Consider the following 12597-nt stretch of genomic DNA (forward strand, 5'->3'; position numbering starts at 1 on the left):
TCGTGCTGCAATGCCAGGTGTCCGATATTGGTGGTGTTTCTCGCGCGCTGATTAAGAACGAGGAAGGACTGAGTGCCGTGGCAGGCAAGCCAATCTCACATGGGCTGGGGTTCGGGAACGGAGGCTTGATTGAGCACCCTGACGGGACGGTCGAGTATCGGCAGACGGGGAAGCTGTTGCCTGCCTTCAGAGTGCGGGTGCGTGATGTGGCGGGATTCTCGGTTCGAAGGGTGACTCGGGACGATAAGAAGCGCCTGAAAGCGTCGAGTTTGCAGGAGGTGCTGACCGTGCAGGGATCTGGAACCACCCTCGCGGAGGTCGCGATCAACTATGGAACGGCTCAGAAAATCGAGGACTGGTTCCGTGCCCACCCAGATTTCGGACCCGCTCTGCAACCGCACGAGTCACGGCTTCCACCGCAGCAGGCGCCAACATCCGTCGCTGACGAGCTGATGAAACTTGTTCAGCTCAAGGATGCTGGCGTGCTCACACTGCAGGAATTTGAAGCGCAGAAAGCAAAGCTTCTTGGTTGAACGGGATGATCACGGAAACCGTTCGGATACAGTCTGTTCCGGTCCCGGACAAGGATCGTGGCGACTCGGAACAGATTTTGGACAGGTGGCACCGTGGCTGAGAACGAGGACCGCCTCGCAGCGCTTCGGATGCTGCCGATGTTGGCCAAGTCGCAGCGCTTCGCATCGGAGCGTGCGCAGACGCAGGATCGGGCCGAGTTCGCTGTGGTTTGCCTTCCCACCGACCGGTACTGGGACGTTGTCGAGAAGACCCGCCGCTACCCCGGCTGGGTGATCGTTTTTGTGGTGACGCTGCCTCCGGGCGGCAGTGGCGAGGCGAACGTCGATATTCGTGAGTTCTTCCCGAGGCAGTCGCAGCCGGGTGATATCGCCGCTGCAATGGATCTGACTATTGGGCAAGCGATGGCGATGTTTGCGCAGGCAGAGGCGGCGGGGATCGACCTACTCGAGCGGGACAGCCCGGTTGCCGGCTCATTCGCGCGGCAGCGTCCCGCGGCGCGTGTGTAGACGACTATTTGGCGCCTCTGGATAGTCGCGTTTACCACTTCAGACGTATTCGCATCTCAAGCACTGTTCGGCAATTCCGTCGCGAAGTTCGAACCTGTACCTGCCACCACGGCACCGTCCGCGCGTGACGCCACCGAACACCCCTACGCTGGTGTCGTGTTGCTCTTCTTCGGCTACGGCATCAAGCAGAAGTACGTTGGCGCTGGCCAAGTCCGGGACTGCCCGCGCTGCCACAACACCACGCAGTGGTCGCGGATACGGGAGTACAAGCAGATCAGTCTGTTCTTCATACCGGTCGCGCGCTGGAACCGTCAGGAGTTCGAGCTCTGCGGCATCTGCGGTGCCGCGGTCGCCGGCTGAGCGAAAAGTCACACCCGTGACGTGAGGACCCCCGCCCGCCGGGTCAGATAGTCGATCTGCCGATGGATTGAGTACAGCACCAGCGGGGGCAGCACGATGAACGGAATGTTCTCGGCGATGAACTTGAACCCCAGGCCCCACGCGCCCTGGCCGATGTGGCTGAAACCGGCGCCGACTTCGGCCAGGAAGTAGACGGCGGTGCTGCTCATCAGCACCGCGCACCCGGCGAAGGCGACCCACAGGCAGCGGATCCGCGACTCGTCCGGCAGGTTGGATCGGATCAGGCGGGTCCACATGACGAACACGGTGGTCCCGGTGATGACCCCGACCACCTCCAGGGCGAAGATCCACGGATTCCCGCTGACATAGCGGGTGTCGGCCAGCCCGTACTGCCACCACAACCACTTCCAGCCGGGATCGGTAGTGGGTGCCCAGAGTCCGAACGGATGCCCGAGCAGGAACACCAGTTCGTAGCCGATCTGGCTGCCCGCGGTGTAGGGCAGATAGAACAGGGTCAGCTCGGTCGCCTTGCCCAGCCCGGACCGATTCTCTCCCGGCGCGGTCCACAACAACACCAGCGGCAGTAGCAGCACCGGCACGCCGAAGATCAAGTTCACGACGACATCCACGGTGAAGCTGGGCGGGATGACTCCGGTGCCGACACCAACGGTCACCAACAGGAACACGGCGAAGGTGAAAAAGGCTGTGGCTTTGTAGATTCGGAGTCGATGAGGAGCCCACGGCTGGGCGAAGTCGGGTTCGCGTTGGTCGACCGTCGTCACGTCACTGTGCACGCTGCGTCCTCCGTCGCCGGTAAGTATCAACTACTTGTGATAGCGCGGAGCATACCCGTGGCGCGGTTGAGTTCGGAAGATGCGCGCTCAGTTATCGAAGGTCTCGATCCGCACGCAACTGCGAACGGACGGCCTTGACAGTGAGCACTATCCCGACCAGTGCAATCGCGGCGAACAGGAAACAGAGCGCCATGTTCGTCGCTTCTCCTTGCAGGCACGTGCCTCCGCGACTGCCGCTGCCGCAGGCGTAGGCGCGGTTGGCCTCGTCGTGCGCCAGCCACTTGTAGCCGAAGAAGGCGGCCATCGCGACGAATGCGGCGATCCCCAACGTGGCAAGCACCGCGTTCAGCCACAGTCCGGCTCTGGTCATGGCTCACGCTAACCCGTCAGCGGCGAAACCGTTTGCCGACCAGCTTGGCGAACTCCACCGCCGAACGGCGAACCGACGCGAATTCCAGCGACACTAACAACGTGTCCACCATCGCGAACGGCAACGTCGTGACGACGGCTCCTCGGCCGTATTCGATGTGCCACGAGCCGGGGTGGATCGTGAGGCCCCGGGCATGGCCTTTTTCCAGGCAGGTGTGCTCGCCCGGAAGCAACGTCATAGCAGCCGTGTCGTCGGACTCCACGTCGTAGGAGTCGATCCGGCCGGCGATCAGGAACTTGTGGACCTGCACTCGCTTGTAGCGACCCGAAAAGCCTTGCGTACCAGTGGGACTGCCGAAGATGACAATGTACTCGCGGGGACTGAAGTACAGGAATCGGACCTTGCCCAGGATGCCGCCCGCCTTGCTGGCCACCCACCGCCCGGGGGCGGGGTCGACGAGGTCGGGGTATTCGTCGGCCAATAGCCGGATCGCCTGGGCGATCAGTTCGTCGCCCTCCAATCGCAGGCCGACGACCTGCTTGGCGACCTTGCCCAACACGTCCGGATCGATCCGGTAGGAGGTCATCAGCGAACTCTAGCCGCCACTTCTCACGGCACCTGGTTCGGCTTGTGGGTGAGGTCGTCGAACTTGACGCTGACGCGCTGAAAGCCTTTGACGCGTTCGGCTTTCGCCTTCCTGGTGTAGGTCTTGCGGTCGGCTGTCGTCAGCTCGGCGTCGTCGGTGAACGGGGTGAGCAAGGCACGTGGATGCAGTTTCTCGACCAGTACGACGTTGAGCTCGGCGCACAACACCAACGTCGAGGACACCAGGAACAGGAAGGCCAGCATCCCGAGGACCAGCGCGAAGACGCTGTTGGTCGCACTCGATGTCTTGACGACGTGCCCGATGTATCCCGCGCCGAACCATTGCAGGATCTGCCAAATGAACGCCGCCGCAACAGCTCCCGGCCACACCTGCCGGTAGGTGAGTTCTCGCGCGGTGGTCAGCCGGAACGCCACCAAGCAGATCCCCGCGTTGACGGCCACCGCGGCGACGACCACCCCGAACTTTCCCACGATCCCCAACGAGTCGGTCAAGTGGCCGATCCCGGAGAGGACGGTGGTGGCAATCACCGCCGAACCCAGCACCAACAACAGCATCAGGCTGTGACTGCGGGAGCGGAACGCGTCGCGACGCTGGTGCCGGGGTACCGCCCACACCGAGTCCATCGCGTTCTGCACGGCCTGGCCTACGCCCAGACCGCCGTACAGTGCGCCCACGACGCCGATGATCACCGCGGCCGGTCCGCCGCTGAGTCCTTCAGGTTGCTGCAGCTGACTGCCGATGACCGGGAACTGGCTCAGGGTGCTCTGCAGGACATGAGCCTGTAGGTCAGGTCTGCCCCGGAGCAGCACACCGAGTCCGGTGGTCAACAGCAGCAGCATCGGGAACAGCGATACGAACGCGTAATAGGTGATCAGCGCGGCCAGGTAGCTGCCCTGATCGTCGACATACTTGTAGACGACGGCGACGGCCAAACCCACGCCGCGGTTACGTCGCTGCAGCCTGTCCAGCCAGCCGACCATCGCCGCTCACTTCTGTCCCCGTCGTCGTCCCCATCCCAGGGCTGCCCGGGTAAATACCCCGAATAGGCGGTCGCCAACCGAGCCGGCCTCGCTAGGGACTCCGCCAGACGAAGGCGTCGACGGGATGCTCGCGGCCCCGGGTTTCCGATCGCGGCAACGGTTTCACCCGAGATAGCAACCACGCCGACGATCACGCGCGGCCGGCGGGTGGCACATGGGGCGATTGCCTCAAGAAAGGCAACGGTTTTCGTAGATCCGTCAGTGGATGCGGGCGCTGCCGCCCAGGCCGACCTCCAGCACGCTGCCCGTCACGACCCCGCGGTCGGTGACCAGATAGAGCACCCCGTGGCTGACATCCTCGGCTTCGATCCAGGGCTGCGGTATCGGGTTGGCCTTCATCATGCGGCGCACCAATTCGTCGGGAACGCTTTCATCACCTTCGGGCTGCACCATCGGCGTGCGGGTCGTGGTCGGACAGATGACGTTGACCGTGATGCCGTCCTTGGCCACCTCGAGCGCCACCGATTTGGCGAGCCCGATGATGCCCCACTTGGTGGCGTTGTAGGCCGCCAAATCCGGGATGCCCATCCGGCCGCCCATCGACGAGGTCACCACGATCCTGCCGAATTGCTGGCGGCGCATCACTGGGATCGCCGCCCGCAGCGTGTGGAAGACGCCGGTCAGGTTGGTGTCGACCAGCTGCTGCCAGATGAGATCGCTGACCTGGTCCAACGGCCCGGTACTGACCACCCCGGCATTGGCCACGACGATGTCCAGGCTGCCCAGGTCGGTGACGGTCTGCGCGATGGCCGCCTCGACCTGCGCCGGGTCACGCACGTCGACGGTCAACGGCAGACAGCGCCCGCCCAGCTCCTCAACCAGCTTGGCCGTCACCCGCAGGTCGTCCTCGGTCCCAAGGGGGTAGGTCAGGTCCTGCATCGGCGCGGGCGCGTCGGCCGCGACGATGTCGGCGCCTTCGGCGGCCAGTGCCAGCGCGTGTGCGCGCCCCTGACCGCGAGCTCCTCCGGTGATCAGCGCGACGCGTCCGTCCAAGGCACCCATGGACGACGACGTTAACCGTTGCCCTCGAACCGGTTGCGGCGGGGCGTAGTTCAGCGTGGGGGCTTGGCCTTGGGCGGGTTGGGCTTGGGGATGCACACGCCTCGGACGCACCCCAGGACACCGCGGGGGCGTTGCGGTGCTGCCGCCGGTGGCTGCGGGGCGCATCCTTGGTCGCTGCAAGGCAATTCGTCGGGATCGTTGCCCACAAAGTGCATCTGGCTCAGGGCCGACGGCGCGGCTTGGACCGTTGGGGCGTCCCCCAGCGTCACCGCACCCGCCAACAGCACGCCTGCCGTCAGCATCTTCACAGCGGTCATCTTCATCGGTCCCCGACCCGTGTTACGTCCGGGTTACGACGCTACTCCGCGGCGCCCGCTTCGGGAACGTTCGGATGCGGCGCGAATTTAAGTCGCCAGGGTCCCAGCGCCGCGCCCGGGCTTAGGCTGAACGGATGGGTTCCGGGGAGCAGCGCGCCGGAGTCGATCTGAGCAATCTGGACCAGCCGCTGAGTCCCGACGCCGGCGCCACCAAGCGCGACCTGGTGGACTATCTGGACGCCGTAGCCGATCGGATGTTGCCCGGTCTCGTCGACCGCCCGCTCACCGTGCTGAGGGTGCTGCGCGGGCGGGCGCCGTTCATGCAGAAGAACGTCCCCAAGTACACCCCGGACTGGGTGCGGACGGTAGGCATCTGGGCGGAGGCTTCGCACCGCGAGGTGCGCTATCCGGTTTGCGACGACCGGCGCACCCTGCTGTGGCTGGCCAATCAGCGCGCCGTCGAGTATCACCCGGCCCTGGGGTTGGCCGACGACATCTACCGGCCCACCCACCTGGTGCTCGATCTCGACCCGCCCGAATCGGGAGGCTTCGCCGCAGTGGTTCAGGTCGCCCACCTGGTGCGCCGGGCCCTCGCCGACTGCGGCCTGGCCGGGTCGGTCAAGACCAGTGGCGCCAAGGGCTTACACGTCTTCGTACCCATCGACGACCACGCACCCGTCGACGACGTCGCGGCGGCGACCCGCGCGCTGGCCGCTCGTGCGGAGGCGCTCGATCCCGACACGGCGACAACGGCTTTCATCGTGGAGGACCGTGCCGGCAAGGTGTTCGTCGACGCGACCCGCGCCGGCGGAGCCACCGTCGCGGCCGCCTACAGCCCACGGCTACGACCCGGTACGCCGGTGTCGTTTCCGTTGGACTGGTCGGAACTGGATCGGGTGAGCCCCGCCGACTTCACCCTTCACACAGCTGTCGATGCCCTGTCCGGGCGCGCCTCGTGGGCCGAGTCGATGCCCGCGCCGCAGCGCCTGCCCAGTGATTTGATCGAGCAGGGCCGCACAATTCCAGTGGCACGCGTGGCCGCCATGCATGAAGGAAAGCGACGCGCCCGGGCACGACGAGCCCACGAGAACTGAGGAGCAGCGCGAGTTGTCTACGTTCAAGCGGTACCTGGTGATTCAGGGAATGATGTTCGTCTTCGGCATCGTCGGACCGATCTTTCTGCTCATGTTCTTCGCCTCGCCACCGGATCCGGCGCTGCGGTGGGCGTTCTGGTTCGGGCTGGTCATCACCTACGCCGACATCATCATCGCGCTGGCGCTGACCAAGGGAACCGTCGCCGGTGACAAGATGCTCAAGCGCGTTCAAAGCAAGCGCGATCGGGGCATCAGCCTCGACAAGTCCGCGTCGTCTGACTGACCGTCGTCAGAACCAGGGGCCCGGATAGCGGCCGTCGGCGTCGCGCACCAGCAGAATCTCGCGGCACTCACCGCTGGGCGGCGCGACGGTTTCGCCCTGGCACACCAGCGTCCAGCCGACTATGCGGCCGAACGGCCGGCCCGACCACGTGGACGCCACCGGATCGGTACCGGGCAACGCGAACACCGCATAGGTGTTTCCGGCGTTGGTCACGTACAGGTGGTCGCCGAAGAAAGCCAGTTTGGAAATCGGCGGCGTCCTGGCTTCGTCCCGGCTCTTCAGCCAATCCCAATGCTGGGTACGCAGATTCCACACGCCGTACCCGAATGACGAAGTGTCCGAACCTCGGCCGTCGACGAACAGTTTGCCGTCGGACAGCGTCGCGGTCAGTCCGGCACCGGGCAGGCGGTCGGTGTCGCCGATTTTAATGGGCGACCTGGAAGTGAGGTCGAAGAACATGGTCGACTGGACCGGCGGACTGTGCGAATCCCAGCGGGTGAGCTGTACGAGTTTGTCTGTGCCGTCGGACAATTCGCTGTCGACGCTGGCGATGTCGTTGTCCTGGAAGATGGGTTCCCCGGTGGGCAGCCGCAATTCGAAGCCCGTCGTGCTGCCGGGCACAGTGCTGCGCGGGAAGGCCAGGACGTCCTGCCAGACACGACCGGGCTGCGGGTCGTCCCACAACGTCGACAGATCGGTATTCGACAGGATCACGGTTCTCGGTGGTGACGCAGCACCGCGCGCGTCGGCGAAAGCGTTGACCCACGCCACACCCGGAGTGGTTGGCGCCAAACGCCATTCCTTGGCCGACGCCAGTTTGAGCGCCGGGTTCGGCGGTTGCAGTTCCTTGGTCGCCAACGGCTGGCTCGACTTCAGGTCGAACACATAGCCGGTGGTCTTGGCGACTTCGGGTTGGGTGCCGTTGGCGGGTTTGACGGTCGCGACGACGTAGACGACTTTCATGTCGCTCTCGATGTTCGACAGCGCGCACATTGCGCCGGTGACGGTTTCGCCCGCGGCGACGGTCGGCACCGCCGGCATTATCAATTCGGCGGTCTTGGTATCGAGGACTTTCGGCCGGATGTCCTCGAGAGCGGATTTGCTGAGCGTGAATTCGGTGGGGCAACCGAAATAAACCGTGCCGCCATAGGTCTTCCAGTCCTTGGCGAGCGGACTGATATGCGGCGGGGGCGGCGCGACGGTGTTCGCGGCCGCCTTCGAGGTCGGTGCGGTGGTGGTCGCGGACTGGGTCGCCGGTGGTGACACGGTCGCTGAAGTGGAGCAAGATGCGGTGGCCAGGCAGGCAATGGCCGCGACCAACGCACGTATGCGCTCGGACGCGAACAACCTGTTCGGCACCTTCATCAGCGTTCCCCCCGTTGAGTGCTGGGTTCTTTGAGCCTAGGGCCGTCGGCGGTGCGGGGCGAATCGGACCATTTGCGGTGCACGGCTTGCGGTCTTACGAGTTTGCACGGATGTTTTGCTGTGATAGCGCACGCCTGATGCAAGGGCGGACCTGGTAGACCAACAGTCATGACTGGTCTTGCCGAAGAGACGCGCTGGATGGACGCCACGGACCAGGCGGCGCTGGTCGCCGCCGGCGAGGTGACGCCGCGCGAGCTGCTGGACGCGGCAATCGAACGGATCGAGCTGTCCAACCCTGCGCTGAACGCGGTGGTGATCGAGTGGTTCGAGCATGCCCGGTCGGTGGCGGCCGAACCGTCGCTGCCCGACGGTCCGTTTCGCGGGGTGCCGTTTCTGCTCAAAGACCTCTACACCAGCTTTGCGGGTCAGAGGTTGTCCAACGGCAATGTGGCGCTGAAAGAGGCGGGCAAGCTCGACACCGCCGACACCACATTGGTCTCCCGGTTCAAGGCGGCCGGACTGGTGATCGCCGGGCGGACGAACAGTCCCGAGATGGGGAGCCTGCCCACCACCCAGCCGCTGGCATGGGGCCCGACCCGCAATCCGTGGGCGCTGGATCGCACCCCGGGCGGGTCGAGTGGCGGTGCCACGGCGGCGGTGGCGGCGGGGATGGTCCCGTTCGCCAACGCATCCGACGGCGGCGGCAGCATCCGCATTCCGGCGTCGTGCTGCGGACTGGTGGGGCTCAAGCCGAGTCAGGGGCGGATCACGGTCGGCCCGCGGCGGGCCGAGGTGGGCCTGGGGGTGGAACTGGGTGTCAGCCGTACGGTGCGTGACACGGCGGGTTTGCTCGATGCGGTGTGCGGTCCCGGAGTCGGTGACAGCGTGATCGCACCCGCACCGCAGCGGCCCTACGTCGAGGAGCTGGGCGCCGACCCGGGCAGCTTGCGGATCGGGTTGCTCGATGTTCATCCGCGCGGTGGGTTCCTGCACCCGGATTGTGTTGCGGCGGTGCGCACTTCGGCGTCGTTGCTGGAGGAGTTGGGGCACATTGTCGAACCGGCGTGGCCGTCGTGTCTTGCCGACAGCACGTTGCAACAGAAGTTCATGGCACTCTGGGCGACGCAGATGGCCATGGCGGCGCGCGGGTTCGCCGCGACGCTGGGCCGGGAGGTCACCGCTGCGGATATCGAGCCGGTGAACTGGGTCCTGATCGAACGGGCGCAGCAGGTGACCGCCGTCGACTACGCGGTTGCGCAGGATGCGGTGTACGCGTTTCGGCGCGCGTTGCAGCAGTGGTGGGCCGACGGCTGGGATCTGTTGCTCACTCCTACGGTGGCCGAGCCGCCTCCGGCGCTGACAGAATTCGACAACGACCCGGCCCACCCGACGGCTCCGATGCGCCGCGGGGGTGAATTCGCCGCATTCACCCCGCCGTTCAACATGAGCGGGCAGCCGGCGATCAGCCTCCCGCTGTACCGCAACGCCGACGGGCTGCCGATCGGTGTCCAACTTGCCGCGGCCTACGGGCGGGAGGATGTGCTGATTCGCGTTGCCGCGCAACTGGAGTCGGCTCATCCCTGGTCTTCGCACCGGCCCGCCGTGCCGTGACGCAAAGGACGCGCGGCCAGGGTCGGTAACTACCGGCTTTCGAACGAGATCGGCAGACTGACGGGCCCGCTCAGGCTCACCATCGGCTTCCACGGTGCGGGGCCGGTGATGCGCGGATTCTTGATGCGACGAGTGAGCACGGTGAGCGCTTCGGCGAGTTCGCGCCGGGCCAAGTTCGCGCCCAAGCAGTAGTGGATGCCGCCACCGAAGGTCAGGATGGCCGGAGCACCGTCCCGGGTGATGTCGACATGCTCCGGATTTTCATAGACCGCCGGGTCGCGGTTGGCCGCAGCGGTATTCACCAGGATCATGGTGCCGGCGGGGAACCGGTAGCCGTCGATCTCGGCATCCTGCGTCACGAGGCGAAGGGTTCCGCAGGCGATCGGGGAGTGACGCATTGTCTCCTCGACGGCATGCATGGCCAGTTCGGGACGTTCGGTCAGCAAGTCCCACTGTTCCGGATGCGCACAGAGCACCTGGACGCAGGCGGCCAGTTGATTGCGGGTGGTGTCGGTACCGGCCAGCAACAGACCCCCGGCCAGCATGCGCAGCTCGGCGGACGCGAGGCGGTCCCCGTCGTCCTCGGCGCGGATCAGGTCGGAAAGCAGGTCGTCGGTCAGGCTGTGTCGGCGACGGGCCACCATCTCGTCGACGTACCGGTCGAGTTCGGCCCATGCGCGCATCACGGCCGGTTCGATTTCGCGGACACCCGCTATGAAGCTGAATGCCTTGAAGATCTCATCGGCCCAGAACGAAAATTGTTGCCAGTCTTCGCGGGGCGCGCCCAGCAGAGCGCAGATGACCGGCACGGGATACGGCCGCGCGAGGTCGGTGACCACGTCACTGCTGCCCCGCTGCACCACCCGATCGACCAGGCTGTCCATCGTCGACACCATCGTGTCGTGCAGGCGCGAAGTCGCTCTCGGCGTGAACGCCTTCGACGTCAGGCTGCGCAGCCGATGGTGTGCAGCGCCATCCAGGCACAACAAGCTGTTGGTCACCTTGTCCCACAGCGGCCCCGAAGTGATGCCTTGCACAACGAGATTCAGGCCGGGTGGGATCTGAAATCGCGGATCGCGCAGCACCGAGCGGACCAGGTGATAGGAGAGCACCTCGGGACCGAAAGGGCCCAGCGCAATCGGCGCCTGGCGCTGCGCGGTCCGGATGCGCGGGTAGACATCGGCGGGGATCTCGGTGGCCTCGTAGGCCAGGGTCGGCAGATCGGCCTCGAAAACGCTTGGCGCAGCGGTGCCCACGGTCATAGCGGTCTCCTCGAGTTCGAACTGCAGGTGCCCGCCGACTGAACGCGAATCCGCCGGCACACCGCCGCGCGGACAACATCTCCAACAAGGTATGGCCGATAGTGGGCACTGTCAACGACATCATGGCGGGTGGCTGGCCCGATCGTCCGCGCGGCATACAGAATGTGAACAACGTATGGTCTAGAACCGGTCGAGGGTATTGACCGGGTCGAAGCGCGCCGTCGTGGGCCTGTCCGGCCAGGTGTAACCGGGGTGGGACTAGTGTCGCCGGTGTGGACTTCGAGCTCGACGACGAGCAGCGCGCCTGGCTGGCCGAGGTGCGTGAGTTCCTTCGGCAGAACGTCACTGCGGCGTTGCGCGCCGAGCTGGCCGAGCATGACCTCGAGTTTCGCGGCGGCGAGTTGTCGGCATTCCGTCGCAAGATCGGCGAGCGCGGCTGGTTCGGCCTGAACTGGCCGCGCGAGTACGGCGGACTCGGGCTCACCGCCATGCATCAGCACCTGTTGATGAGCGAATTCGAATACTGGGGCGTGCCGGGGCCCGACCTGACCGTCACCTCGGTCGCACCGATGATCATGCGCCACGGCACCGAACAGAACAAGACCGAGTTCCTGCCGCCGATCGCACGGGGCGAGATCATCTGCGCCGTCGGCTATTCCGAGCCCAACGCCGGCACCGACCTCGCCGCTCTGAAAACCCGCGCGGTACGCGTCGGCGACGAATGGGTGATCAACGGATCCAAGATCTGGAACAGCGGGGCTCAACGCTGCACCCACGAATGGTTGTGCGTGCGAACCGATCCCGATGCACCGCGACATCGCGGCATCTCGGTGATCATGGTGCCCATCGACGCGGCCGGCATCGAAATCCACCCGCTGTACGCATGGTCGGGCTACCGCACCAACGAGACGTTCTTCCACGACGTGCGAGTGCCGGTCACCAACCTGATCGGTGAGGTCGACAAGGGTTGGACCTACATCACCGGGGCATTGGACTTGGAGCGCGGGGCGCTGACCAATGCCGGAGATCTGCGCCGCGCCCTCGACGACTTGATCACGCTGGCGGTGCGACCACTTCGCGACGGGACGGTGCCCGCCCACGACCCGGCCTTCCGTCGCCGTCTCGCTGCGGCGGAGGCCGATGTCGAAGTTGCCAAGCTGATGGGCTACGAGGCGGCCTCGCTGCTCGACTCCGGTGCCATCCCCACCGTCGAGGTCAGCGTCGAGAAGATCTTCACCAGCGAATTGCGCCAGCGCATAGCGGATTTGGCGATCGACCTACTGGGACCCGACGGGCTGCTCGCGCATCGCAGTACCGCCGCACCGCTCGACGGCTTCTTCGAGCGTCTGTACCGGGTGTCGCCGCTGATGCGGTTCGGTGGCGGCACCAACGAGGTGTTGCGCGATGTGATCGCCCAGTGGGGATACCGCCTGCCCTCCTACGGCCGGTGAT

General features: G+C 65.6%; 15 protein-coding genes. 7 read left to right on the plus strand and 8 right to left on the minus strand.

What is annotated here, in order from left to right; all coding sequences use genetic code 11:
* Positions 1 to 2: 2 nt before the first annotated feature.
* From AC5Y47_RS12535 to AC5Y47_RS12545, 3 genes are all read left to right on the plus strand, one after another.
* Positions 3 to 533 carry an SHOCT domain-containing protein gene (locus tag AC5Y47_RS12535; RefSeq protein ID WP_499944320.1) on the plus strand — a complete coding sequence of 177 codons (531 nt, stop codon included), beginning with the start codon at positions 3 to 5 and terminating at the stop codon, positions 531 to 533.
* Positions 534 to 626: 93 nt separating this feature from the next.
* The gene (locus tag AC5Y47_RS12540; protein WP_499944322.1) at positions 627 to 1040 is read left to right on the plus strand and encodes a hypothetical protein; all 414 of its coding nucleotides are present in this window, start codon (positions 627 to 629) and stop codon (positions 1038 to 1040) included.
* Between the two features lie 156 nt (positions 1041 to 1196).
* Positions 1197 to 1400, plus strand: a complete 204-nt coding sequence (locus AC5Y47_RS12545; protein ID WP_499944323.1) for a zinc-ribbon domain-containing protein — start codon at positions 1197 to 1199, stop codon at positions 1398 to 1400.
* 8 nt (positions 1401 to 1408) lie between these two features.
* On the opposite strand, the gene AC5Y47_RS12550 is transcribed toward AC5Y47_RS12545, so the two are convergent.
* From AC5Y47_RS12550 to AC5Y47_RS12575, 6 genes are all read right to left on the minus strand, one after another.
* Entirely contained in the window at positions 1409 to 2194 is a 786-nt protein-coding gene (locus AC5Y47_RS12550) for an emopamil-binding protein (RefSeq protein WP_499944324.1), read from the minus strand.
* A 91-nt stretch (positions 2195 to 2285) separates the two neighbouring features.
* Complete coding sequence (locus tag AC5Y47_RS12555) at positions 2286 to 2564, minus strand: hypothetical protein (RefSeq protein ID WP_499944325.1); 279 nt, start codon at positions 2562 to 2564, stop codon at positions 2286 to 2288.
* A gap of 16 nt (positions 2565 to 2580) precedes the next feature.
* Positions 2581 to 3150, minus strand: a complete 570-nt coding sequence (locus tag AC5Y47_RS12560) for an isomerase (RefSeq protein ID WP_499944327.1) — start codon at positions 3148 to 3150, stop codon at positions 2581 to 2583.
* A gap of 23 nt (positions 3151 to 3173) precedes the next feature.
* Positions 3174 to 4151 carry a YihY/virulence factor BrkB family protein gene (locus AC5Y47_RS12565; protein ID WP_499944329.1) on the minus strand — a complete coding sequence of 326 codons (978 nt, stop codon included), beginning with the start codon at positions 4149 to 4151 and terminating at the stop codon, positions 3174 to 3176.
* Positions 4152 to 4409: 258 nt separating this feature from the next.
* Positions 4410 to 5213: a mycofactocin-coupled SDR family oxidoreductase gene (locus AC5Y47_RS12570; RefSeq protein WP_499944330.1), complete on the minus strand. Its 804-nt coding sequence runs from the start codon at positions 5211 to 5213 to the stop codon at positions 4410 to 4412.
* A gap of 50 nt (positions 5214 to 5263) precedes the next feature.
* Positions 5264 to 5530 (minus strand): hypothetical protein, encoded by a 267-nt coding sequence (locus AC5Y47_RS12575; RefSeq protein WP_499944331.1) that lies wholly within the window; start codon positions 5528 to 5530, stop codon positions 5264 to 5266.
* A 134-nt stretch (positions 5531 to 5664) separates the two neighbouring features.
* On the opposite strand from AC5Y47_RS12575, the gene ligD reads away from it, so the two are divergent.
* Entirely contained in the window at positions 5665 to 6624 is a 960-nt protein-coding gene (gene ligD / locus AC5Y47_RS12580; RefSeq protein ID WP_499944332.1) for a non-homologous end-joining DNA ligase, read from the plus strand.
* Between the two features lie 13 nt (positions 6625 to 6637).
* A complete protein-coding gene (locus tag AC5Y47_RS12585; protein ID WP_499944333.1) occupies positions 6638 to 6907 on the plus strand; it encodes a hypothetical protein in 270 nt (89 codons plus the stop codon).
* A 6-nt stretch (positions 6908 to 6913) separates the two neighbouring features.
* On the opposite strand, the gene AC5Y47_RS12590 is transcribed toward AC5Y47_RS12585, so the two are convergent.
* The gene (locus AC5Y47_RS12590; RefSeq protein WP_499944334.1) at positions 6914 to 8272 is read right to left on the minus strand and encodes a hypothetical protein; all 1359 of its coding nucleotides are present in this window, start codon (positions 8270 to 8272) and stop codon (positions 6914 to 6916) included.
* Positions 8273 to 8440: 168 nt separating this feature from the next.
* Here AC5Y47_RS12590 and AC5Y47_RS12595 point away from each other — a divergent pair, with 168 nt between their 5' ends.
* On the plus strand, positions 8441 to 9883 hold the full coding sequence (locus AC5Y47_RS12595) for an amidase (RefSeq protein WP_499944335.1): 1443 nt from the start codon (positions 8441 to 8443) through the stop codon (positions 9881 to 9883).
* A 29-nt stretch (positions 9884 to 9912) separates the two neighbouring features.
* Here the strand turns inward: AC5Y47_RS12595 and AC5Y47_RS12600 are convergent, their stop codons facing one another.
* On the minus strand, positions 9913 to 11145 hold the full coding sequence (locus AC5Y47_RS12600) for a cytochrome P450 (protein WP_499944336.1): 1233 nt from the start codon (positions 11143 to 11145) through the stop codon (positions 9913 to 9915).
* A gap of 272 nt (positions 11146 to 11417) precedes the next feature.
* Here AC5Y47_RS12600 and AC5Y47_RS12605 point away from each other — a divergent pair, with 272 nt between their 5' ends.
* The gene (locus AC5Y47_RS12605; protein ID WP_499944337.1) at positions 11418 to 12596 is read left to right on the plus strand and encodes an acyl-CoA dehydrogenase family protein; all 1179 of its coding nucleotides are present in this window, start codon (positions 11418 to 11420) and stop codon (positions 12594 to 12596) included.
* Position 12597: the final 1 nt, after the last annotated feature.

The organism is Mycobacterium sp. NGS22 (genome assembly GCF_059813095.1).